The 22,289-nt window shown below is 72.1% G+C and carries 21 protein-coding genes; 12 read left to right on the top strand and 9 right to left on the bottom strand.

Going from position 1 to position 22,289, the window contains the following annotated elements; genetic code table 11:
• Nucleotides 1–47 precede the first annotated feature (47 nt).
• From AB0B98_RS25015 to eccCa, 3 genes are all read right to left on the bottom strand, one after another.
• Nucleotides 48–326, bottom strand: a complete 279-nt coding sequence (locus AB0B98_RS25015; RefSeq protein ID WP_030329555.1) for a WXG100 family type VII secretion target — start codon at nt 324–326, stop codon at nt 48–50.
• A 25-nt stretch (nt 327–351) separates the two neighbouring features.
• Complete coding sequence (locus AB0B98_RS25020) at nt 352–660, bottom strand: WXG100 family type VII secretion target (RefSeq protein WP_030329557.1); 309 nt, start codon at nt 658–660, stop codon at nt 352–354.
• 202 nt (nt 661–862) lie between these two features.
• Nucleotides 863–4,828 carry a type VII secretion protein EccCa gene (gene eccCa / locus AB0B98_RS25025; protein WP_357365708.1) on the bottom strand — a complete coding sequence of 1,322 codons (3,966 nt, stop codon included), beginning with the start codon at nt 4,826–4,828 and terminating at the stop codon, nt 863–865.
• Nucleotides 4,829–4,994: 166 nt separating this feature from the next.
• Here eccCa and eccD point away from each other — a divergent pair, with 166 nt between their 5' ends.
• Complete coding sequence (gene eccD / locus AB0B98_RS25030) at nt 4,995–6,392, top strand: type VII secretion integral membrane protein EccD (RefSeq protein ID WP_357365710.1); 1,398 nt, start codon at nt 4,995–4,997, stop codon at nt 6,390–6,392.
• A 10-nt stretch (nt 6,393–6,402) separates the two neighbouring features.
• Here eccD and AB0B98_RS25035 read toward each other — a convergent pair whose 3' ends face one another.
• Nucleotides 6,403–7,587: a type VII secretion protein EccE gene (locus AB0B98_RS25035; protein ID WP_357365712.1), complete on the bottom strand. Its 1,185-nt coding sequence runs from the start codon at nt 7,585–7,587 to the stop codon at nt 6,403–6,405.
• 161 nt (nt 7,588–7,748) lie between these two features.
• On the opposite strand from AB0B98_RS25035, the gene eccB reads away from it, so the two are divergent.
• The 8 genes from eccB to AB0B98_RS25075 all read left to right on the top strand — a co-directional run bounded on the left by eccB (nt 7,749) and on the right by AB0B98_RS25075 (nt 14,338).
• Nucleotides 7,749–9,368 carry a type VII secretion protein EccB gene (eccB, locus tag AB0B98_RS25040; protein WP_357365714.1) on the top strand — a complete coding sequence of 540 codons (1,620 nt, stop codon included), beginning with the start codon at nt 7,749–7,751 and terminating at the stop codon, nt 9,366–9,368.
• Nucleotides 9,369–9,414: 46 nt separating this feature from the next.
• On the top strand, nt 9,415–9,825 hold the full coding sequence (locus tag AB0B98_RS25045) for a hypothetical protein (protein ID WP_357365716.1): 411 nt from the start codon (nt 9,415–9,417) through the stop codon (nt 9,823–9,825).
• Nucleotides 9,818–11,113, top strand: a complete 1,296-nt coding sequence (locus AB0B98_RS25050; protein WP_357365718.1) for a WXG100 family type VII secretion target — start codon at nt 9,818–9,820, stop codon at nt 11,111–11,113. Before AB0B98_RS25045 ends, AB0B98_RS25050 begins: the two co-directional genes overlap by 8 nt.
• Before the next feature lie 266 nt (nt 11,114–11,379).
• Complete coding sequence (locus tag AB0B98_RS25055; RefSeq protein WP_357365720.1) at nt 11,380–11,679, top strand: hypothetical protein; 300 nt, start codon at nt 11,380–11,382, stop codon at nt 11,677–11,679.
• 158 nt (nt 11,680–11,837) lie between these two features.
• Nucleotides 11,838–12,656 (top strand): hypothetical protein, encoded by an 819-nt coding sequence (locus AB0B98_RS25060; protein WP_238671343.1) that lies wholly within the window; start codon nt 11,838–11,840, stop codon nt 12,654–12,656.
• 33 nt (nt 12,657–12,689) lie between these two features.
• Nucleotides 12,690–13,031 carry a YkvA family protein gene (locus AB0B98_RS25065; RefSeq protein WP_357365723.1) on the top strand — a complete coding sequence of 114 codons (342 nt, stop codon included), beginning with the start codon at nt 12,690–12,692 and terminating at the stop codon, nt 13,029–13,031.
• A gap of 31 nt (nt 13,032–13,062) precedes the next feature.
• Nucleotides 13,063–13,470 carry a TIGR03618 family F420-dependent PPOX class oxidoreductase gene (locus tag AB0B98_RS25070; protein WP_357365725.1) on the top strand — a complete coding sequence of 136 codons (408 nt, stop codon included), beginning with the start codon at nt 13,063–13,065 and terminating at the stop codon, nt 13,468–13,470.
• 223 nt (nt 13,471–13,693) lie between these two features.
• Nucleotides 13,694–14,338 carry a C39 family peptidase gene (locus AB0B98_RS25075; RefSeq protein WP_357365727.1) on the top strand — a complete coding sequence of 215 codons (645 nt, stop codon included), beginning with the start codon at nt 13,694–13,696 and terminating at the stop codon, nt 14,336–14,338.
• Between the two features lie 10 nt (nt 14,339–14,348).
• Here AB0B98_RS25075 and AB0B98_RS25080 read toward each other — a convergent pair whose 3' ends face one another.
• On the bottom strand, nt 14,349–15,752 hold the full coding sequence (locus AB0B98_RS25080; RefSeq protein WP_357365729.1) for an FUSC family protein: 1,404 nt from the start codon (nt 15,750–15,752) through the stop codon (nt 14,349–14,351).
• Between the two features lie 83 nt (nt 15,753–15,835).
• On the opposite strand from AB0B98_RS25080, the gene AB0B98_RS25085 reads away from it, so the two are divergent.
• Nucleotides 15,836–16,435, top strand: a complete 600-nt coding sequence (locus AB0B98_RS25085; RefSeq protein ID WP_357365730.1) for a hemerythrin domain-containing protein — start codon at nt 15,836–15,838, stop codon at nt 16,433–16,435.
• Between the two features lie 62 nt (nt 16,436–16,497).
• On the opposite strand, the gene AB0B98_RS25090 is transcribed toward AB0B98_RS25085, so the two are convergent.
• Nucleotides 16,498–16,680 (bottom strand): antitoxin, encoded by a 183-nt coding sequence (locus tag AB0B98_RS25090; RefSeq protein WP_091395189.1) that lies wholly within the window; start codon nt 16,678–16,680, stop codon nt 16,498–16,500.
• A gap of 201 nt (nt 16,681–16,881) precedes the next feature.
• Between AB0B98_RS25090 and AB0B98_RS25095 the strand changes: the two genes are divergently transcribed.
• Entirely contained in the window at nt 16,882–17,982 is a 1,101-nt protein-coding gene (locus AB0B98_RS25095) for an AI-2E family transporter (protein ID WP_238671349.1), read from the top strand.
• On the opposite strand, the gene AB0B98_RS25100 is transcribed toward AB0B98_RS25095, so the two are convergent.
• Entirely contained in the window at nt 17,983–18,636 is a 654-nt protein-coding gene (locus AB0B98_RS25100; RefSeq protein ID WP_357365732.1) for an alpha/beta fold hydrolase, read from the bottom strand.
• 190 nt (nt 18,637–18,826) lie between these two features.
• Between AB0B98_RS25100 and AB0B98_RS25105 the strand changes: the two genes are divergently transcribed.
• The gene (locus AB0B98_RS25105; RefSeq protein WP_238671351.1) at nt 18,827–19,021 is read left to right on the top strand and encodes a hypothetical protein; all 195 of its coding nucleotides are present in this window, start codon (nt 18,827–18,829) and stop codon (nt 19,019–19,021) included.
• Between the two features lie 72 nt (nt 19,022–19,093).
• Here AB0B98_RS25105 and AB0B98_RS25110 read toward each other — a convergent pair whose 3' ends face one another.
• A complete protein-coding gene (locus tag AB0B98_RS25110) occupies nt 19,094–21,466 on the bottom strand; it encodes a glycoside hydrolase family 65 protein (RefSeq protein WP_357365734.1) in 2,373 nt (790 codons plus the stop codon).
• Nucleotides 21,463–22,266 carry a beta-phosphoglucomutase family hydrolase gene (locus tag AB0B98_RS25115; RefSeq protein ID WP_357365736.1) on the bottom strand — a complete coding sequence of 268 codons (804 nt, stop codon included), beginning with the start codon at nt 22,264–22,266 and terminating at the stop codon, nt 21,463–21,465. The genes AB0B98_RS25110 and AB0B98_RS25115 overlap by 4 nt, the downstream gene beginning before the upstream one ends.
• Nucleotides 22,267–22,289 lie beyond the last annotated feature (23 nt).

Below are 22,289 nucleotides of genomic sequence, written 5' to 3' on the forward strand. Positions count from 1 at the left end.
GCGGCTCCGGCCGGGCGAACCGGACCGGAGCCGCTCGTGCGAATGCCTCAGCTCCACACCTTGGAGTTGCTCATCTCCGTGGTGAGGTAGTTCTCACGGGCGATGCCCACGGCACCACCGATCTCGTTCAGGATGCGGTTGATGTCCCGGACCGCCGCGTCCCACTTCGCCTGGTGCTGCTCGTAGGCAACCCGGTCCTCGCCGTCCCAGTGCAGCTTGGTCAGCATCGACCGCAGCGTGTCAAGCTTCTCCTCGAGAGTCTTCGAGATGGCCTGCATCTGCTGGTTGCTGCTCTCGAGGACCGCATAGTCAACTTTGATCGTCACGATTTCCTCCTCTGCCGGCTACGGATCACGGGTTGAGAGCAGAGTGGAACTTGTCCAGCATCTGCTGCTGCTCTTCGTCGTTGACCTGATGCGTCGTACCCGACTTGTCGAGCAGGTCAGCGATGCTGTCCATCGCCGTCAGCAGTTTGACGGTGTCCTCGTTCCAGCGCGTCATCAGCGACTGGAAGCCCGTGGACGCCTGACCCTTCCACGCGATGGCCAGGTCGTCGACGACGTTCCACAGCTTCTTCAGCTCGCCGTCGACTTCGCTGCGCGTGGACCGCACGTCACTCGCGGCGGTATGCAGAGTCGCAGCTTCGACCTCGAACGCCATGCTTCACACCCTTCCGTCTGTTGTGGTGGCGGCTTCGCCGCATCCTCCCCCGCGGCAAGGCAGCAACACCCCACCGACGGACACTCCTGTGAAGACCGTAGCGGAACGGGTCCAGCCCTCGCAGCCCTGACCGGCGACGTTCGATGGATGGTGGTGAATCGGGCCGGAAAGGCCCACCACCCTGCCGAACGAACGACAGCGCTCAGGCCGGCTCGGACCAGGCGGTCTGAATCAACTGCTGGCCATCGCGACGGCGCACCAGGGTGCCCCGACCGGGCGGTTGCGGGCTCGGCCGCAACGTGCCGAAGACCGCGCCCTCCTCCCGGTTGCCGGACATCAGCAGGCCCGGAGAGTCCAACTCGCGAAGCCGTTGCAACACCGGCTCGTAGAGCGCCCTGGACACACCACCGACGCGACGCGTGACGATCAGGTGCAGACCGATGTCGCGGGCCTGCGGCAACAACTCCTGGAGGGCGCTCAGCGGGTTGCTGCCACCCGATGCCACAAGGTCGTAGTCGTCCACCAGGATGTAAAGATCCGGACCCTTCCACCAGCTCCGATCACGCAGCTGGGCGGTGGTCACGTCCGGGCCGGGCAGTCGGTTGGACAGCGCGCTGCGGATCGATCCGAGCCCCTGGGCGAACGCCTGGTTCGACGGGGCGTAGTCGAGCAGGTGGTCACCCTCCACCGCCCCCAGCAGGCCACGCCGGTAGTCGGCGATCACCAGCCGGGCCTGCGCAGGCGTGTACCGCTCGGTGATCCCCCGGGCGATCAGGCGCAGCAGGTTGGTCTTGCCGCACTCCGCGTCACCGAAGACCGTCAGGTGCGGCTCGTTGGCCAGGTCCAGGTAGACCGGAGCGAGCGCCGACTCGTTGACGCCGATCGGGAGACCGGGCGCCGACCTGTCGATGATCCGGGCCAGCTCCGCCACCGGCATCCGGCGCGGCAGCAACCGCACCTTCGGCGCCGGGCGACCCGGCCAGTTCGCCGCCACGTGCCCGGCCAGGGACAGCGAGGCCTCGCTCAGATCGTCGATGTCGCGACGGCCGTCGATCCGCGAGATGGCGGTGAGGAAATGCAGCTTGTCCCGGGTCAGGCCACGACCGGGCGACTTCTCCGGCACGTTGTTCGCCGCCCGACGGTCGATCTCGGACTCCGACGCGTCACCGAGGCGCAGCTCCAACTTGGTGCCGAGCAGATCACGCATGTTGATCCGGATCTCCGCCCACCGGACGGCGGTGAGCACCACGTGCACACCGAAGCCGAGGCCCCGATTGGCCAACGTGGTGATGGTCTGCTCCAGCTCCTCGTACTCCTGGCGCAGGGTGTTCCACCCGTCCACCACAAGGAACACGTCGCCGAACGGGTCGTCGGCGAACTCACCGGCGGCACGGCGACGACGGTAACTCGCCACCGAGTCGATGCCGTGCTGGGCGAAACGACTCTCCCGGTCGTCCAGGACGGCGACCACCTCGGCCACCGTCCGGCGGACCGCCTCGACGTCGCGCCGACCCGCCACCCCGGCCAGGTGCGGCAACCGCTCCATGCTGCGCAGCGCGCCCCCGCCGAAGTCCAGGCAGAAGAACTGCACCTCCCGCGGCGTGTGCGTGAGCGCCAGCGAGGCGAGCAGCGTACGCAGCATCGTGCTCTTGCCGCTCAGCGACCGACCGACGATGACCACGTTGCCGCCGGCCCCGGCCAGCTCGACCATCATCGGGTCCCGGCGCTGCTCGTAGGGGCGGTCCACGACGCCGACCGGCACCGTCAGTCGCCCGCGCCCCGGCCAGGAGGCGGTGCACAGGCCGTAGGTCGGGTCGACAGCCAGCGGGCCGAGCAGCTCACCGAGGCCCGGCGGGTCGGCCAGCGGCGGCAGCCACACCTGGTGGGCAGGACGGCCCCGACCCTTGAGCTGGTCGATCAGCACGTCGAGCATCGCCACGGCCTTGCCGTCGGCAGGCTGCTCCGGCTCCGGGGCGGTGGCCACCGGCACCTGCGGGACCTGCACCGGAACGAAGTCGAGACCGTACGGCACGATCCGGCGCTGCACCAGCGCCTGCGAGGCGGACGCCTGCTGCCCCGGCGCCCGGTACGCCCCCGACACGTACGCGGCCCGGAACCGCAGCATGGTGCTGGTGTCCGTCTTCAGGTAGCCGTGGCCCGGCGCGTTCGGCAGCTCGTACGCGTCCGGTACGCCGAGCACGATCCGGCTCTCCACAGCGGAGAACGTCCGCAGACCGATCCGGTACGACAGGTGCGTGTCGAGGCCCCGCAGCTTGCCCTCTTCGAGGCGCTGACTGGCCAGCAGCAGGTGCACGCCGAGGGACCGACCCAACCGGCCGATCATGACGAACAGGTCGATGAAGTCCGGTTTGGCGGCGAGCAGTTCGCTGAACTCGTCACAGATGATCAACAAGCTGGGCATCGGCGCCAGCGGCTCACCTGCCGAACGCGCCTTCTCGTACTCGAAGCGGGAGACGTAGTTGCCGGCCGCCCGCAGCAGCTCCTGCCGGCGCACCATCTCGCCGGCGAGCGCGTCGCGCATCCGGTCGACAAGCGGCAGCTCGTCGGCCAGGTTGGTGATCACCGCGCTGGTGTGCGGCAGCGCCTCCAGCGAGGCGAAGGTCGCGCCGCCCTTGAAGTCGACGAGGACGAAGTTCAGTTCCTCCGACGAGTGGGTCACCGCCAACGCGGCCACCACGGTACGCAGCAGTTCGCTCTTGCCGGAGCCTGTCGCACCGATCACCAGACCGTGCGGGCCCATGCCCTCGTGCGCCGACTCCTTGAAGTCGAGCTCCACCACGTTGCCGTCCGGGCCGACACCGAGCGGGATGCGCAGCCGGTCGCGGTGCCCACGCGGGCGCCAGGTGTTCTGCACGTCCACCGCCGCGGCGTCACCGACACCGAGCAGGTCCGGCAGCTCCGTGCTGCGGGCCAACGGCTCGTCGCCGCCGGTCTGCTGCTGGGAGAGCCGGAAGGGGGCGATCTGTCGGGCCAGCCCCTCGGCGGCCTCCGCGCTGAGCCGGTCGGGCCGACCCAGCGTCGACGACGAACTGCCCCGGACCAGTTCGAGGGATCCACCGTCATTCACGTCGAGGCAGAGCAGCCAGCGGCCGGCGTCGCGCGGCACCGTCCCGGACAGGTCGATGACCGTGGCGCCGAGCAGCCCCGGGCCCACCAGCTGACAGGTCGGCGAGATCTCCCCGCCGTCGATCACCACCACCAGGTGCGGAGCGGTGGTCAGCGGCTTGGCCTCCGGCGCGAACCGAGGCCGCCCGGCCAACTCGGCGGCGAGCGCGGCCTCCGCCTCGGCCAGACTGGCGAAGACCAGCCGGCGCGCGCCAGCCGCGTCCGTACGACCGCTGTGGTGGGCGTGTGGCAGCCACTTCACCCAACCCCAGGACGACTGCCGGTCGGGTGCGGCGACCACCGCGATCACCAGGTCGTCCGGTGCGTGGAAGGTGGCCAGCTGCCCCAGCGCCGCCCGGGTCAGGTCGAGCACCGGCTCGCGGTCGCCGCGCAGCACCACCCGGCTGAACGCGCGCACCGACAGCGCCGTCGGCAGCTCGGGCACCGTGGAGTGCGCCCGGACGAACCGGCGAAGCGCGATGGCGCTCATCGGCTCCAGGTCCTCCACCGGCTTCGTCTCCGGTGGAACGATCTCCACGGCGAGTCGCTGCGGCCCGAGGGCGATCCGGGTCTCGCCGAAGTCGTCCTCGGTGATCCGCCGCTCCCAGAGTCGCCGGGACGCGGCGATCGACCAGAGCGCGTCGGGCTCCGGGTGCCGCCAGGCCATCGCGGCCCGCTGCTGCTCGGCGGCACGCCGGGTGCGCTTGCGCATCTGCGCCAGGTAGCGCATGTAGTCGCGGCGATCGGCGTTCAGCTCGGCCTTGTCCTTGCCACCGCTGTTGGCCAGCGAGCCGATCGCCATGCCGAGCATCGAGACACCGAACAGACCACCGGCGACGTAGGTCATCATGCCGCCGCCCTTGCCGGCGTAGAGGAACGCCATGGCGCCGACCCCGCAGAACATCGGCAGGATCATGAGCAGCTGCCCCATCCCGCGGGGCGTCGGCTCGGGCAGCTCCGGAGGCGACTCCAGCAGCACCTCGCCGCGCGGCAGGGCCGGCCCCGGCTGACGCGGGAGCCGGCGGAACACCACAGTGCTCACGGCTGTCTCCTCCCCAGAAGCGGCCCTGATGACGTGCGGCCCACGGAACACCGCCCGCGGGTGGGCATCGTACGTGCCGTCATCGTAGGTAATCTGCCGTGTGCGCGGTGGACCCGTACCGCAGCATTCCAGCCAGCCGATCACAGACGCACACCTGGAGGCCACTGTGGCGACGAAGACGGCGACCGGTGGTCTCAGCCGGATCACCATCGTGGCTCCGCGTACCCGGATGGATCTGGCGCTGCCGTCGGACGTGCCGATGGCCGACCTGCTGCCCACCCTGCTGCGTTACGCCGGCGAGGACATGGCCGACGAGGGTGCGCGGCACGGCGGCTGGGCACTGTCCCGGTTGGGTGGTGCGCCCCTCGACGGTGGTCGTACCGCGGCGCAGCTCAGCGTCCGCGACGGTGAGGTGCTCTACTTCAACCCCCGGTCCGACGCCGCGCCGGAAATCGTCTTCGATGACGTGGTGGACGCCGTCGCCACAGCCACCAACCAGCGCCCCGGCGCCTGGCAGGTCGGCGCGACCCGCTCCTTCGCTGTGGTCTTCGCGGCGGCGGCGTTCGGCGCCGGCGCGCTGGCCGCCCTCTTCGCCGGTCCGCCGCACCTGCCCGGCGCGCTGGCCGCGCTGCTGGTCGCGGTGGCGCTGTTGGTGGGCGCGGCGGTGCTGTCCAGGGCCGCCGGTGACAGCGGCATCGGCGCGGTGCTGGCCCTCGTCGGCCTGGTGCACGCGGCCACCGGCGGCCTGCTGCTGCTCGCCGGCGATCAATCGCTGACCGACCTGGCCGGTCCGCATGTCCTGCTCGCGGCGACCGCGGCGGTGGTGGCCGGCGCGGTGGCAGTGCTCGCGGTCGGCGACCGGTACCCCCTCTTCTTCGCCGCGATCGGGGTCGCGGCCGCCACCGGTCTGGGCGCGGTGCTCTGCCTGGCCCTCAGCCTCGACGCGGCGGCCTCCGCCGCGGTGGTCGCGGCTGTCGCGTTCGGCGTGGTGCCGGCACTGCCGATGATGGCCTACCGGCTGGCCCGGCTGCCGGTGCCGTCGATTCCGACCGGTCCCGAGGACCTGAAGACCGACAGCGAGTCGGTGGACGGCCGCCAGGTGCTCCAGCAGAGTGAGCGCGCCGACCAGTTCCTCACCGGTCTGCTGTGGACGGTGTCCCTGCTGGTGCTGGGCGCGCAGATCGTGCTGGCCCTGGACGGACGCCTACCCGCGGTGCTGCTGTGCCTGGTGCTGGCGCTGCTGGCGCTGCTGCGGGCCCGCCCCCTCCTGGGCCGGGCCCAGCGCACCCCGGTCCTGCTGGCCGGCACCGTGGGTCTGGGCCTGGCCGCCGCGACCACCTTCGCCGGTGGGTCGCTGCCGGTCCGGCTCGGCCTGATCCTGGGCGGGCTGGTGCTCGCCGCGGTGATCAGCCTGATCTACGGTCTGACAGTCGCCGGCAAGCGCATCTCCCCGGTCTGGGGCCGCCTGCTCGACATCGCCGAGATCCTGCTCATCATCGCGCTGGTGCCGCTCGCCTTCTGGGTCTGCGGCCTCTACGGCTGGATCGTCAACCTCCGACCCTGACCAGCACCGGTCAGGGTCGGAGACCGGTGGAGACGCCCAGCGCCGACGCGACCGGAGCGGTGGCGTAGACGCCCGGGGCGTGCTGACCGTCCATCGGCCGGGTGGACGCACCCACCCGGCCGGCGACCTCACGAACCACCTTGACCAGGGCCTCGACGTGGTTGTCCATCGCCGCTACCCGCAGCAGCGGTGCCGCCACCCGGCCGTCCGACGAGACGGTCACGGCCACCGTGTGCGACGGTGCCGAGGTCGCGGTGATCGCGTCCACGAGCGGACCGAGCGGCGCGTCGAAGCGGCCCCGCAGCGCCATGCAGCGGTGCGTCCAACCGCCGCCACACAAGCCACGCCAACTCTCCGCCGGCGCCTCGGGCACCAGGTCCAGACCGGCGGCCGAGACGATGGCCGCGCGCAGCTCCTCCCTGCCCAGCGGGCGATGTGCCAGCCCCGCCGAGGTCAGCGCCTTGCCGAGCCTGCCGATCCCGGCCGCCACCGTCCGGTGCACGCCGGTCAGCCCACCGCCGCGGCTCACCGCCTCGACCCGGGCGTCCCGGACGGTGAGCCGCACCGCCACCCACACGGTCCGGTGGGCAGCCGGCGGCGCACCGGGTGCCGGGTACCAGACCAACGTGTGCGCGACGACCTGGGCCCGGGAGACCGGGGCGCTGAAGTCGGTGAGCACCCGCAGCGCGCGGTCCACAGCGGCGGCGTCGACGGAGCCGACCGCCGCACCGGTAGCGGACTGCAGGGCGACGGCCGCGAACCAGCCCTGGTCGTCACGCCCGATGCCGAGCCGGGTGCCTCGGTCGGTCAGCTCGATGACGCTCAGCTCGGGAGCGAGCGCAGCCAACCTCGGGTCGGTCGCGGTGCCGCCGGCCAGCGCGGCCGACGCCCGCTCACCGCGTCGCCGCAACCGCCGGCGCAGCAGCAGGTCCTCGAACCACCAGCGGCCACCCCGACGGGCGAAGGCCGCCAGGACGACCAGCAGCGCCGCGGCGCCCGCCGCGGCGAGCACCCAGCTCGGCCCGGCGGTGGCGGCCCAGACGCCGACCACGCACAACTCCAGTACGACGAGCTGCCCGACGAGCACGGGGCCGACCCGCCCACGGCCGGGCCGCTCGGCCGGGGGCACCGGCCGGCTCGGAACGTCGACAGGGTCCGTGACCGCTCGGGCGGGTGGCGCCTGAACCTGCGTCATCGCTGACTGTCCCTCCTGCACGGTACGACCCTGCGCCGGTCGGTCCGGTGCCGGCCACGAGCGGTGGTCCCAAGGAACCACCGTCGGCCCCTTATCGTAGGGAAGCCCGCGACGGCACCCCGACCCTGATCGTCGCGGATCCACCCCGCCGGAGGTAAGTCATGCGGACCCGCCGCGATCAGGTGCAGGCGTACCGCTTCGTCACCCGCCGCATCGTCTCCGCCTTGCTGTCGGGCGATCCGGAGACCACCAACCTGCCGATGCGACGGCTCGGCATGGCCGTCTTCGGCAGTGTCCTCACCGCGGCCATCGTGCTCGGCGGGGTGGGCGCCTACGGCCAGTTGACCGGTGGCACGGCGCCGCTGGACGACCAGACCCTTGTCATCGAAAGGGAGACCGGCGCGACGTACGTGTTCATCGGGGGCAAGCTGCACCCGACGCTGAACTACACCTCGGCCCGCCTCATCGTGAACGACGCGAGTGCCAAGGTGCGGACGATGTCCCAGGCGTCGCTGCGGGACCGGCCCCGCGGCGTCACCGTCGGCATCGTCGGGGCGCCGGACGCCCTGCCGGACCGCAAGTCGCTGACCGGGCTGCCCTGGTCGGTCTGCGACGTGCCCGACCCGGTCGACCGGCAGCGGTCCAGCACCCGACTGGTGATCGACCGGGCGCTGCCCGGCGGCACGCCGCTGGGTGACCGGGCGGTGCTGGTCTCGGTGAACGACCAGCGATACCTGGTCACCAACAACACCCGACTCCAGCTACTCGATCCGTCCCGCACGATCACGGCGCTGCGGATGGCCGGCACCGAGCGACTCCAGGTCGGGCAGCAACTGCTCAACGCCGTACCGGCCGGGCCACCGCTGCGCCGGCCGTCGCTGCCCGGTGAGGGCGAGCCCAGCAGTCGCACGGTGGCCGGGCAGTCGCACGACGTCGGTTCGGTGTTCAAGGCCGCCGGGCGGCACTACGTGCTGACCCGGGACGCTCTCGTCTCGATCAGTGAGATCACCGCTCTGCTGCTCGTCAGCAACGGCGGTCGGATCACCGACATCACCCCGAACCAGGCCAGCGAGGCGTTCGAGGAACGGCGGATCGAGGAGGACGGGGTGCCCCCGACGATGCCCGCCCTCTACCCGGCCCAGCCCGGTCAGACCACGCTGTGCGCGACGTACCGCAAGGGCAGCGCGGGCGGCCCGCCGACCACCACTCTGGAGGTCTTCGACCGGGTGCCGAGCGAGTTGACCGACAGCGATCCGGGCCTGGTGCCGGTGCGCCAGACCAGGCGCGACGCCGTACGCACCGCTGAGGCGGTGCTGCTGCCCGGCGGCAAGGGTGTCATCGCGCAGGCCTCGCCGGGCGCCGGGACCAGCGGGTCCGGCGCCGCCGGGTCGACGATCTACCTGATCAGCCCGCAGGGCATCCGGTATCCGCTCGGCTCGGCGGCGACACTGGACGTGCTCGGTTACGGCGGGATCACCCCGCTGGCGGTGCCCGGCTCCCTGCTCGCGCTGATCCCGACCGGGCCGACGCTGGACCGCGAGGACGCGTTCGCCGTCTTCGCCGCCGACGGGCCGGCACCGACCGCACCGCCGTCGGCCGCGCCGAAGTCGGGCTCACCATCAGCGGCGCCGCCCTCGGGCACGCCGTCCGGTGCGTCACCGTCGGGGTCGTCCTCCGCTGCGCCACCGTCGGGGTCGACGTCGTCGGGTCCGGCCGGTGGCACCCCGTCGAGCGGCGGGACCGGCGGGGGGTCCACGGAATCGATCGGCACCGACGGCTGAGCAGCTTCGACGGGTCGCCCGGAGTCGCACTGGTGGACTAACCTGGATGTCGCTGACGGTTGTCAACCAGAACGACGGGGATGTTGCCATGGCCGGGCGTACGGAAGTCGACCTGTTGTCCCTTGAGGACTTCCACGAGCACCTGGCCTCGCGGTTGAGCCAGGCCGAGTCGGTGCTGCGCAAGCTCAACACCGAGATGCAGTGCCGTCCTCCGGCGCTGGGCTCGTTCTTCGACGCCACCGACAAGGCGCGTCGCTACAGCGAGGTCCACCAGTCCTATGTCGACCAGGCCGAGCGCATCCGGCAGGCGGTGCTGGCGGCGCAGCAGGCGACCAGCACGATCCTGAGCAACTACCGCACCGCCGAGGCGCGCAACGCGGCCAACGCCGACGATGTCACCGCCGCGCTGACCCCTGTCGACCGGGCGTTTCAGGCGAAGGAGGACGGGCGTGTCTGAATACACCCAGCGCTACCAGGGCAACAGCCACCAGCAGCTGTACGACGGCCTGATGGCGGGCAAGCCGGAGCAGATCGAGGGCGTGGCCACCCAGTGGGCCGAGGTCAAGGGCATCCTCGACGGCCTCGGCCGGGATCTGAGCGGCGACCTCGACAAGCTCAGCAACACGTGGACGGGGTCGGCGGGTCGGGAGTTCCATCGGCGACTCAGCCTGATCGTCGCCCACACCGACGCGTTGGGCGAAGGGATGGCCGGCATCAAGCAGGGGTTGACCATGATGGCCGACCATCTGCGCGACGCCCACAAGCAGGCCGAGAGCCCTGAGGAGACCGACGACAACGACCAGGCGATCGCCGGAGCGATCAAGGGTGGCGCCACCTTCGGTCTGACCGGTCTGATCGTCGGGGGCATCGCGGGTCACCAGCAGGACAAGGCAGAGCAGGAGAAGGCCCACCAGCGGATGGTGAACCTGGTGGCCGGCCTGGCCAACAGTTACGAGATCTCCGCCTACGACCGGGTGGTCGAACCACCCCCGCCCGACCCGGATACTCCGAGCACCGCCCGCAAGGATCCGACGACGTCACAGAGCGTCTCGGCCATCGCCAGGGTGACCGGTGGCCCCACCACCCGCGCGGACTCCGGGCACACCGGCGACGCGACCATCTCGACGCCCGACCGGGTTGCCCAACTGCCTGGAGACGGTTCGACGCCGGGCGATGTCGGCTCGGGCACCGGTGGCAGCCCGGCTGTCGGTGCCGCGCCGATCGGCGCTGGCAGCGACTTCGCTGACCGCGGCACCTCCCTCGCCGGCGCCGACCCTCTGGTCGGTGGCGCGCTGCTCGGCGGTGGTGCCGCCGGGCTGGCCGGGCTGTCCGGGCCGGTCGGCGCGCCCACTGCGGCGAGCACCGGTCCCGGCCTGCTCTACGGAGCACAGGGCGGGTCACCGGCCGGCGGGGTGTTGCGCAGCGGCGCGCTGGCGGGCTCGGGCAACGCACCCCCCACCTCGGCTCGACCGACCGGCGGTGGTGCGGCTCCGGCGGAGACCCGCGCCGCCAACGGGGTCGGGCGCAGCATCGACGGCCAGCGTGGTGGGAGCGGCGGACGCCCGGCCATGACCGGTGGCAACGCCCGATCGGGGTCCGGCGGCGGCCGGCCCGGTGTGCTCGGCGGGCAGGGTCGCGCGCAGGACGACGACTCCGACGAGCGGCTGACCTGGTTGACCGAGGACGAGATGGTGTGGCAGGGCGACGAGAAGGCCGCACCGCCGGTGCTCGGCACCGGCGACTGACCACGGCCCGCCGCCGGCACGCCCGCACCACCGGCGGTGCCGCACCGACGTTGCAAGGCGCCCCCGATCGGACCCGATCCGGTCGGGGGCACTGCCGTTCCCGGGCCTCTACCGCCGGCGTCCACAGTGCGCATGGTGGTGGCGGTCACGCCCGCGCGGTCCGTCGCCGTGCTGCGGTAGGCCGGAACGGGCGATAGGTTGGTCGGGTGTCGTCCGCAGCTTCTGTCCGCCCAGCCAGGTGGGCTGCGCTGCGGTCACTGCGGGAATTGACCCGCCTGGCGGTCACCGCGCTGGTGCTCGCGGTCGGCCTCGGTGCCGCTCTCGCCGCGACGCCACCGCCCGCCCCCACGCAGCTGCGGCCCAGTGCCGTGAGCAGCCGGGTGGCAGATGTCCGCCCCGACACCGGCCCGGCCAACCAGCGGGCCGCACAGCCCGCCGCAGCCCCGCCGGCCGGCACGCTCGACACCGCCACGGCGACCGTTCCGGTCGCGGCGGGCCCGGTGCACGTCCCGGCCATCGATCCCGGCCGTGGCTCTCCTGCACGACGCGGCCCGCCCGCCCGCTGAAACCAGGCCCGGCGATCCCCGGGGCCCGATCCCGGCTGATTCTCCCGCACGGCACCTGACTTCGCCGTCGACGGGACCATCCCGCCACCGGGCCGACCGGTGCTGCCGCGCCTTCCTGCCGCCCGTCGATACCCGCCTTCGACCGCGAGGTGCTGAACATGCAAACCATCCTCTCCGCCGTCCTGCCAGACCTCTCCCGGGCCGCCGTCATCTGGCTGAGCCTGCTCGGGGTGGTGGCCGTCGCTGTCTCCGCTCTGCTGCTGCGGCCCGGCCGGCTCCGCTTCGACCCGGGCTCCCGGATCCGCCGCGCCGCCATGCCGAGCCAACTTGAGCAGGCGCAGGAGGAGCGGGAGCAGAGCCGCTACGCGCAGGAGGTCGCGGTGGCCGCGGAGCGGGCGACCACCACCGTGCGGCGCCGCCGGGCGGAGTGGGTAGCCGCGCAGGAGGCGGTCGAGGCGGCCTGGCTGGCGTACGAGGCGGCCGAGGCTGGCGTACGGCGGCTCGACGCGGCGGCCGCGATGCCGCTGCCGCACACCGCACGGACCCCCGCCGAGTACGCGGACCGCGAGCGCTACCTGCACCGGGCGGCGTTGGATGCGTACTGGCGGCGGGAGCTGTCGGTGGAGCAGCTCAGCGACGTCTTCGCGCACCGCGACGGTTGGGACCCGCGACTGCACCCGGTCGAGCAGGAGCTGGTGCTCCAGCGGGCGATCCGGGACAACCTGGCGGCCCGGCACGCCGCAGCCCGCGAGCGGGAGCAGGCCGCGTGGCGGGCGGCGGAGTTGGCGGTGGCCGCGGCTCGCAGTCTGCGCGAGGAGGCGCACGCCGCGACCGGACGACGGGTCGCCGAGTCGGCGTCGGTGCTGCCGCTGAGCGAGGTTGCCCGACCGGTGGGCGCGCAGACCCGGGAGAACGTCGAGCAGACCCGGGAGAACAAGGTGACCGCGCGCGGCCGTGCGACGGTGCCCGCGTTCTGAGCCGCACAGGCTCGGGTGGGTTAGCGTGACGGCATGTCCCGACAGGCGTGGGTCCTCGTGGTGGTCGCCAGCATCCTGGCGCTCGCCACACTGGTCGGTGCCGTGGTGCTGGCGGTGCGGGTGGTGCGCACCCGGCGGATGCTGACCGGGCTGGGCGCGGGCGGCAAGGTCGCCTTCTACGGGGCGCTGATCTACACGATCTTCCCGGTCGACGTTCTGCCGGACCCGATCTACCTGGATGACATGGGGGTCCTGGCCGCCGCGCTGATCTACCTGACCCGGCTGGTGCACCAACGTCGGGCGGCGGGTCGCCAGCTGCCGGGTCAGGTGGACGCCCCGCCGGATCGGGGCCAGGTGCGCCGCCGCGTGCCATGATCGAGGTCGGCTTGGTGGACAGGGGACGGGCATGGCGGGCGATCATCGGTTGGACGTGCACGATGAGCGGGTTGTCGCCTTCTGCGCCGAACGGCACCTGGCGACGCTGACCACAGTGCGGGCGGACGGCACCCCGCACGTCGTACCGGTCGGGGTGACTCTCGACCCGGCCGCCGGCCTGGCCCGGGTCATCACCTCCGGCGCCTCCAGCAAGGCCCGTCAGGTGGCGGCTGCGGGCGCGGCGGGCGCGGCGGTTGCCGTGTGCCACGTGGATGGCCGCCGCTGGTTGACCATCGAGGGCCGCGCGGTGCTGCGGTCGGATCCGGCCGCCGTGGCGGAGGCGGAGCGGCGGTACGCCGAGCGGTATCGGACGCCGCGTCCGAATCCGGAGCGGGTGGTCATCGAGATCACCGTGACCAGGCTGTTGGGCAGCCTCTGACCTGACCGCATGTCCCCGATGACCGGTTCGGGTCGGGCAGGGACGCCGCGCGACCCCGGGGCCCGCAGCCGGCGGAATTCTCCGTGGAGCAGAGCCGTTACGCCCTCGGTACGGCCAGGGCCGAGACCACAGATGGTCGGCCCCCGTGTTGCGCCGAGCGCCATTCCCGGTGCTGCCGCCCTCCGCTGGCCGGAGGCGCCAACCCCCGAACGGAGACTCGACAATGAACCCGATCGTCCAGAAGAGCGGTCTGTCCGTCGTCGGCCTGCTGGTCGCCGGGGGCTGCGCTCTCGGCCCGGCCGTGGCCGTGCAGGCCGCCCCGGCTCAGGCCGCACCGGCCTCGTCGAGCCAGAGCGACAGGCACGCCGAGCGGATCCTCGGCGTCGACTACCAGGCCCAGCCGAACTTCTACTACTGCGGCCCGGCCGCGACCCGGATCGCGTTGTCTGCCCAGGGCAAGGCGCTGTCCCAGGACGAGGTGGCCCGGCTGCTCGGCACCACCGAGGCGGGTACCCCCTCGGCCCTGGACACCACCCGGGTGCTGAACGAGCTGACCGGTGGCAAGTACCGGACCACCGAGATCCGTGATTCAGTGGCCCGCCCCGACCAGGTCGAGCAGCTGCGCCGTGACGTGCTGGCCGCTGTGGACGCCGGCCGCCCGGTGGTGGCGAACATCAAGGGCACGACGGTGGACACCGACGGCAACCCGCACTCGTACGAGGGTGGCCACTACCTGACCCTCGTCGGCTACCGCGACGGTGGTGACATGATCCGCGTCGCCGACCCGGCCGACCCGGCGTTGGGCGAGTACTGGATGAGCCTGCCGAAGGTCGCCAACTGGATCGCTGAGCGCGGCTACTCCTCCTGATCAGTACGGTTCACCGGGCCGGCCTCTCCCGTGCGGGGAGGCCGGCCCGACCGTCGTTACGGGCGCGGGCGGCGAGGTGTGCGCGTCGACGGGCTCGGGCGGCCCGCGTCGGTCGGGTCCGGTGCAGTTGTCGGCGGACCGGTGGGTGGATCTCCGCCTCACCTGCTCCGGTCGCCCGGCGCACGATCCGGTTGGCGTCCTCGGGTTCGCAACCGGCGGCCCGCAGCAGGTCGCTGGCGGCGGTACGAAGTCCGGTGACGAGGGATTCGCCGAACGACTTGACGCCGGTCGAGGAGGCCCGCCCGGCCAATTCGGCGCACTCCTCGACCAACTGGCGGGTGCGTCGGGGGTCGTCACCGACCTTGCACTCCACCCGCATCTCCGCCACCGCCTGACCCAACCGGCCCATCGCATCCGGCAGCTCCTGCGGAATCGGCTCGTCGTACTGCAACGCGGTGGTCGACCAACGGGCCATGGCGCGGGTGTCCAGCAGCAGCCGTTCCAGGTGACCGGCGCTGCGGGCGTAACTGTGGTACTGCTGCCGACGGTGCCAGCGCACCGGGGCGATGGTCACCACCTCATCGGCGCCGCTCAACGCATCGTGCAGCCGGCCCAGGTCTCCCTCGGTGCTCCGGAGCCGCTCCAGGACGCCCAGGGTCCGCTCGCCGTCGCGCTCCCGCAGCGCCCGCGCCAGTTCGGCGAGTTGCTCGCAGAGGATCGCGAAGATCGGTGCCGCGGCCCGGTCCAGCACCCGCAGCGGGTTGATCGGCAGCAGCAGCGCGACCACCACCAGGCCGACCGCCCCACCGACGAGCGCGTCGAAGATCCGAGGTAACTCCAGGCCCCGTTCCATCGGGGCCAGCGTGGCGATCAGCACTGCGGTACCGCCGGCCTGGCCGACCAGCGCACCACCCCTTCCGGCCACCAGCAACGCGGCGGCGATGGCCAGCGCGACCACTGCACCGGTCTGCCACGGGCCCGAGCCGAGCAGGAAACGCAGCGTGTCGCCGATGATGATGCCGAGGGCCACGCCGCCCAACAGTTCAAAGGTGCGCCGCGCCCGCTGCCCGATGGCGGTGGCGATCGTACCGACGGCGGCGGCGGGGGCGAAGACGTGCGCTCCGGGGCCGAGCAGGTTCTGGGCGAGCAGGGCGGCGATCGCCGCGGCCAGGCCGGCCTGAATGGAGATCACCAGAGTGACCTCCCACTGCCGGGCCCGGATCCGGCCGGCCTCTCCGCCGCGGTGCCGCACCCGCCGGACCGTCCGCTCGGCGGTCTCATCGAACCGCGACTGATCGCGGTCGGCGGTGGGGCGATCGTCGGCCATGGCGGCGGTTACCCCGGCGGTGGCGGGGCAATCGTGGCGGCCGGGCACCACCGACACCGCGCGCACCACCGGCACCGTCGGACGCATAGTCAACCGTAGGTTTGTGCAGCCCCACGGGGGTACCAGAGCCACACACCTCCCACCGTTCCGCAACCGGTAAGGGGCCGTACATGACAAGTACACCGACCACGGACGACCATGATGCCGTCGACATCCTGGTCTCCGACCATCGTGAGATCGAGTCAGTCCTCGCCGAGTTGGCGACCCGGCGGGGCACCCCCGAGCACCGCAGGCGCCTCGCCGACGTGGTGATCGCCGAACTCGTCCGCCACTCGGTCGCCGAGGAGGCGTACGTGTATCCGATCGCCCGGAAGGTACTGCCCGACGGCAACGAGATCGCCGACCGGGAGATCGCGGAGCACGCCGACGCCGAGCGGACCATGAAGGAGTTGGAGTCAGTCGACCCGTCCGACCCCCGCTTCGACGAGCTGCTCGCCCACCTGACCAGCACCGTCCGACAGCACGTGGCGGAGGAGGAGAAGGAGCTCTTTCCCCGGCTGCGCGCGGCGACGGCACGGGAGGAGCTGGTCGAGATCGCCGACCGGGTGACGGCGATCAAGGAAATCGGACCGACCCGGCCACATCCCGGGAGCCCGGTGCACCCACCGGCGAACAAGCTACTCGCCCCCGGCATCGGTCTGGTCGACCGGTTGCGCGACGCGTTGAGCGGCCGGCCCACCTCAATGGACGAGCTACGCGACAAGCGCTGACCCGCGCAGCATCGGCCTCCCGGGTCGCCGACGGCTCGGCGGCCCGGGAGGAGCGCGTCGGGTCAGCGGACCTGGTCGCCCTCACCGGTGCGCGCCTGGGCCTGGTCCACGCCCTTGTCGATCTGATCGCCGTACTTGCCGCCGGTGCGCTTGTCGGCCATGTCGCCGGCCTTCTCCGCACCCTGGTCGACCTGCTTGTCATGCTTGTCCGCGAAGTCCTTGGCCTTGTCCATGAAGTCACCCACCGCGTTCCTCCTCAGTCCGGTCCGTCCCCTTCGCGTTCCCTCGGCCGGACCACGCAAACGCCGCCGCTGTGGACGTGATCCGCGAATTCCCGCCCACGTCCCTCGGCCCGACGTACGATCCGCGCGGGCACCGGCCAGCGAATCGGGTGTCGGGGCACGACCGACCGGGTACCGACCTCGTCGACATCGAGGAGGACCGACATGGCCGCAGAGGAATCCGGACCGACAGGTGGCCCCGGGCCGCGCCAGACCTGGGCGGCGCTGCCGTGGCTGGTCCGGACCGCGGTGTTGTGGAGCGCCTGCCTGGTGGTGATCGCCGCGGGGCTCTACCTGCTCGGCCGGATCGCCGTCCTGTTGGCGCCGCTGGCCATCGCGCTGGCCGCCACCATCTTCCTCACCGCGCTGCTCGATCCGGTCCTGCTGCTGCTGCGCCGGTTGCGCCTGCCGGCGGCGCTGGCGGCGCTCTGCACCGTGCTGCTGTTGCTGGGCATCCTGGTCGGCGTCGGTGCCCTGGTATGGAACCTGACCGCCAGCCAGTTCGATCAGCTCAGCCAGGAGTTGACGCAGGGGGTCGAACGCAGCCGCGACTTCGTGACGTCCACGCTGCCGGTCAGCGAGGCACAGCTGGACCGGCTGGTCGACCAGGCCCGCGAGGGGCTCAGTGGCAGCTCTCCGGACCCGGTGGCCGGCGCCCGGACCGCCACCGAGGTGTTCGGCTCCGCGCTGCTGGCTCTGGTGCTGCTCTTCTTCCTGCTCAAGGACGGCCGGTCCATGTGGCACTGGGTGCTGTCCCGGGTGTCCGGCCCGAACCAACCAGTGCTGGCCGAGGCCGGGCGGGCCGGTTGGCAGACGTTGGGGGCGTACAGCCGGGGCACCATGTTCATCGCCGCGATCGACGCGCTGGGCATCGGGCTGGCTCTCGTGGTGCTGCGGGTGCCACTCGCCCTGCCGTTGGCGTTGATCACGTTCCTCGGCGGGTTCGTGCCGATCATCGGGGCGACGGTGGCCGGCGCGGTGGCGGTGCTGGTGGCGCTGGCCGCGAACGGTCCCACCACAGCGCTGCTCACCCTCGCGGCGGTGATCGCCGTGCAGCAGATCGAGGGCAACCTGCTGGAGCCGCTGGTCATGAAACGGCAGGTCCGACTGCATCCGGCGGTGATCCTGGTGGCGGTCACCGCGGGCACGCTGATCGCGGGCATCGCTGGCGCCTTCGTCAGCGTCCCGATCACCGCCGTCCTCTGGCGGATGATCGACACCGTGCAACAGCGCCGCTCGGCCTCGGCTCTCCTGCCCTCGGACTGATCACCGCCGACCGAGGTGCGTGGTGAACCAGGTGCCAGCCTGATCGGCGACCTGCTCCAGGGTGCCGGGTTCCTCGAAGAGATGGGTGGCGCCGGGGATCACCCGTAGCTCGCCGACCTCGCCCAACTCGGCCAGCGCCCGCTCGTTGAGCGTGATCACCTCTTCGTCCAGCCCGCCGACCAGGAGCAACGTCGGGATACGCACCTGGGCCAGCGCGTCTTCGGCCAGGTCCGGCCGACCACCCCGGCTGACCACAGCGGCCACCCGATCGGCGCGGGACGACGCCGCTACCAGGGCGGCGGCAGCACCAGTGCTGGCCCCGAACAGACCGATCGGCACATCGCCGGCAGGACGCTCGACGGCCAGCCAGTCGACGATCCCGGCCAGCCGGCTGGCCAGCAGCCCGATGTCGAAGCGCAGTTCGGCTGTTCGGGCGTCCACCTCGTCCTCGGCCGGGGTGAGCAGGTCCGCCAGCACCGTGCCGAGCCCACTGCCGTTCAGCGTCCGGGCCACCGCCACGTTGCGCGGGCTGTGCCGGGAACTGCCGCTGCCGTGCGCGAACAGCACCACGCCGACCGGCTGGGCGGGCAGCGTCAGGTCGGCGGGGAGTTGGGCGTCCCCGATCGGAATGGTCACGCTGCGCTGCTCGTCCATGCCCCACCTCCGCGTACTCGCCGGTGGTCCGGGTACCCCGCCCGCCGCCGGGCACGCACGCCGCGACAGTGTCACCCCGGGCCGTGGGCCCGTCGCCGGGCCGCGTTTGCCCGCTGGGGCGCCGGGTACGCGACGAGCGACCGCAGACCGTGTCGGCGCAACCGCGCCCCGACGGATCGCGAGGATCGCCATGGCCAAGCAGCAGATTTCCCGGCAGCAGCAGCTGACCGAGCGAGCCCAGCGTGAACAGGACGCCGCGCGCAACCAGGACGTCGGGGACCAGGATTTCGGAGACCAGGCCGCTTCGGCCCGGCTGCCCGACGACCCGAAGGCGGCGGCGCCCCGCGACGCCATCGGACGTCCGTCGACCGGCGAGCCGGTCTGACCAACCTGGGCCGGCGAGCCGGTCCGACAAACAGCGCGGGCGGGCGGGGCGGGAGGACTCCCGCCCCGCCCGTCACTGTTCGCGTTCGGGCAACCGCAGCAGCGGAGACCGGCCCGGTGGCTGCTCGGGCGGCGGGCCGGACGGTTCGGCCGGCGGCACCGGCACCGTCACCGGCTCGTCGCAGGTCACCCGCAGCATCTGGTCGTGGTGGCGCAGCTCCACCACGTCGTCCGGGCCGCCGTGCCGCAGCGAGTACGTCGTCTGGTGCGGCCGGACGTCCACCCGCAGCGCCAAGCCCCGCCACTGGAGTGAGAACTCCAACCGGCTGAGTCGGCTGGAGAGCCGGGGGGCGAAGGACAGCTCGCCGTCGTGGTCCCGTAGACCGCCCAACCCGCTGACCAGGGCGAGCCACGCGCCGGCCAACGACGCCATGTGCACGCCGTCGCGAGTGTTCTCGTTGAGGTCGTGCAGGTCCATCAGCGCGGCCTCGCGCAGGTAGGTGTGCGCGAGCTCGGGGTGGCCCACCTCGGCGGCGAGCACCGACTGGGTGCAGGCCGACAACGACGAGTCGCGTACGGTGCGACGCTCGTAGTAGAGGAAGTTGCGCACCTTCTCCTCGGGGGTGAAGGCATCCCCCCGCCAGTGCATGGCGAGGACCAGGTCGGCCTGCTTCACCACCTGCTTGCGGTACAGCTCGAAGTACGGGTAGTGCAGCAGCAGCGGGTACTTCTCCGCCGGGGTGTGCGTGAAGTCCCATTCCTGGAGTCGGGTGAAGCCCTCCACCTGCTGATGGACCTCAAGCTCCTCGTCGTACGGGATGTGCATGGAGGTGGCGGCGTCCCGCCAGCTCGCGGCCTCCTCGTCGGTGACGCCGAGGTGGAACGCCTCGTCCCGGTGGCGCATGACCACGTCGGCGGCGGCGAGCAGGTTCCGCTGCGCCATCAGGTTGGTGTAGACGTTGTCGTTCTTCACGGCTGTGTACTCGTCCGGGCCGGTGACGCCATCGATGTGGAACAGCCCGTGCCGGTCGTGGTGACCGATCGAGCGCCACAGCCGGGCGGTCTCCACCAGCAGCTCCAGCCCGATGTCCCGTTCCAACTGGGTGTCCCCGGTGACCATCACGTAGCGGCGCACGGCGTCGGCGATGTCGGCGGCGATGTGGAAGGCCGCCGTCCCGGCCGGCCAGTACCCGGATGATTCCGGGCCGCCGATGGTGCGCCAGGGGAAGGCGGCGCCCCGGAGGTTGAGCGTCTCGGCGCGTTCCCGCGCCGAATCCAGAGTGCTGTGTCGCCACTGCAACGCGCTGCGCACCGCGCTCGGCTGGGTGTAGGTGAGCACCGGCAGGACGAACATCTCGGTGTCCCAGAAGGCGTGACCGTCGTAACCGGGGCCGGTCAGCCCCTTCGCCGAGATCGGCCGCTGCTCGGCCCGCGCGCCGGCCTGCAACACGTGGAAGAGACCGAACCGGACCGCCTGCTGCACCTCCGGGTCGCCTTCGACCAGCACGTCGGAGGCGTCCCAGAACGCGTCGAGGTAGTTGCGCTGCTCCCGGTGCAGCCCGTCCCACCCGTCCAGCCGGGCACCGGCCAGTGCCGCGCCGACCTGGTCGCGCAGCGCCGGCAGGGACCGTCGACTCGACCAGCTGTACGTCAGATACTTGATCACCCGCAGCTTCTCGCCGGGCTGGAGCACGCAGGCGATTGTGGTACGCACCCAGTCCTGGTAGCCCTCGGACTCGATTGTGGTGTGGTCCGGGCCGTGCACCTCGTGCTCCATGGCGGCGGCGACCCGCAGACCGGAGACCTTGGTGCGGTGGATCAGTTGGCCGCCGTCGGGGGTGGTCAGCTCCTCCTCGGCCTGGAGCGGCGACTCCAGCACCGCCGCGACCCGGGGGTCCTTGCTCTGCGCGGGCAGCGACTCGTTCGCCACCAACTCGGACTGCACGATCAGCCGCAGCGGGCGGTCGACGGCCTCCACCTCGTAGCTGATGGCGGCCACGGACCGCTGGGTGAACGAGACGAGACGGGTGCTGCGGACCTTGACCTCCCGGCCGGCGGGCGAGCGCCAGTGCAGCTCCCGGTGCAGCGTGCCGGCCCGCAGGTCGAGGATCCGTTCGTGGGCGATCAGCTCGCCGTAACGCACGTCGAGCGGTTCGTCGTCGACCAGCAGCCGGATCAGTTTGCCGTTCGTGACGTTGACGATGGTCTGCCCGGACTCAGGGAAGCCGTAGCCCGCCTCCGCGTACGGCAACGGACGCAGTTCGTAGAACGAGTTGAGGTAGGTGCCGGGCAGGCCGTGCGGTTCGCCCTCGTCGAGGTTGCCGCGCAGGCCGACGTGCCCGTTGGAGAGCGCGAAGACCGACTCCGACTGGGCCAGCACGTCCATGTCCAGCCGGGTCTCCCGGACGTGCCACGGCTCTACCGGATAGGCGCGCTCCCGAATCATCCGGAGCCTCGTTCGGCGGCGAGCGGGTCGCTAGCGGTGCGGTTCGGCGCCGGTGGGTCCGCGCGGTCGAGGAGGTCGGCGAGGTCCGTCACCACGATGTCGGCGCCGTGGGCGAGCAACTCGTCGGCCTGGCCGACCCGGTCGACGCCGACGACGTAGCCGAAGCCACCCGCGCGGCCGGCGGCCACCCCGGAGAGGGCGTCCTCGAAGACGGCGGCCTGGGTCGGGTCGACGCCGAGCGCCCTGGCCCCGGCGAGGAACGTGTCCGGGTGTGGTTTGCCGCGCAGCCCCTGCGCACGGGCGACCAGCCCGTCCACCCGGGCCTCCAGCAGTGGCTCGAACCCGGCGACGGCGACCACCTCACCCCCGTTCGCGCTGGCGGTGACCACGGCTCGGCGCAGCCCGGCGGCTTTTGCGGCCTTCAGATACCGCACGGAGCCCGGGTAGACCTCGACGCCGTCGGTACGCAGGCGGTGCAGGAGCAGGACGTTCTTGCGGTTGCCAAGGCCGTTGACTGTCTCCGCCTCCGGCGGGTCGTCCGGGCCGCCCTCGGGCAGCACGATCCCGCGGGAGGCGAGGAACGACCGGACGCCGTCGGCGCGGGGGCGGCCGTCGACGTAGCGGTTGTAGTCCGGGCCCGGATCGAACGGTTGGAACGGTTCGCCGGAGGCCGTGGCGCGCTGGCGGAGGAACTCGTCGAACGTCTGCGTCCAGGCGGCGTTGTGTACGCGGGCGGTCTGCGTCAGCACACCGTCCAGATCGAAGAGACAGGCGGTCACGTGAGCAGGTAGGCCCAGCACGGTACGAATCTATCCACCCTGCT

The sequence above is a fragment of the Micromonospora sp. NPDC048947 genome (genome assembly GCF_040649495.1).
GTDB lineage: Bacteria > Actinomycetota > Actinomycetes > Mycobacteriales > Micromonosporaceae > Micromonospora > Micromonospora alfalfae.

Bases quoted from the DNA above. Each gene is read 5' to 3' on its own strand.
- AB0B98_RS25085 (WP_357365730.1), top strand. From the start codon at position 15,836: ATGACAAGTACACCGACCACGGACGACCATGATGCCGTCGACATCCTG.
- AB0B98_RS25065 (WP_357365723.1), top strand. From the start codon at position 12,690: ATGTCCCGACAGGCGTGGGTCCTCGTGGTGGTCGCCAGCATCCTGGCG.
- AB0B98_RS25105 (WP_238671351.1), top strand. From the start codon at position 18,827: ATGGCCAAGCAGCAGATTTCCCGGCAGCAGCAGCTGACCGAGCGAGCC.
- AB0B98_RS25110 (WP_357365734.1), bottom strand. From the start codon at position 21,466: ATGATTCGGGAGCGCGCCTATCCGGTAGAGCCGTGGCACGTCCGGGAG.
- AB0B98_RS25075 (WP_357365727.1), top strand. From the start codon at position 13,694: ATGAACCCGATCGTCCAGAAGAGCGGTCTGTCCGTCGTCGGCCTGCTG.
- AB0B98_RS25080 (WP_357365729.1), bottom strand. From the start codon at position 15,752: ATGCGTCCGACGGTGCCGGTGGTGCGCGCGGTGTCGGTGGTGCCCGGC.
- AB0B98_RS25045 (WP_357365716.1), top strand. From the start codon at position 9,415: ATGTCGCTGACGGTTGTCAACCAGAACGACGGGGATGTTGCCATGGCC.
- AB0B98_RS25100 (WP_357365732.1), bottom strand. From the start codon at position 18,636: ATGGACGAGCAGCGCAGCGTGACCATTCCGATCGGGGACGCCCAACTC.
- AB0B98_RS25035 (WP_357365712.1), bottom strand. From the start codon at position 7,587: ATGACGCAGGTTCAGGCGCCACCCGCCCGAGCGGTCACGGACCCTGTC.
- AB0B98_RS25060 (WP_238671343.1), top strand. From the start codon at position 11,838: ATGCAAACCATCCTCTCCGCCGTCCTGCCAGACCTCTCCCGGGCCGCC.
- AB0B98_RS25020 (WP_030329557.1), bottom strand. From the start codon at position 660: ATGGCGTTCGAGGTCGAAGCTGCGACTCTGCATACCGCCGCGAGTGAC.
- AB0B98_RS25070 (WP_357365725.1), top strand. From the start codon at position 13,063: ATGGCGGGCGATCATCGGTTGGACGTGCACGATGAGCGGGTTGTCGCC.
- eccB (WP_357365714.1), top strand. From the start codon at position 7,749: ATGCGGACCCGCCGCGATCAGGTGCAGGCGTACCGCTTCGTCACCCGC.
- AB0B98_RS25095 (WP_238671349.1), top strand. From the start codon at position 16,882: ATGGCCGCAGAGGAATCCGGACCGACAGGTGGCCCCGGGCCGCGCCAG.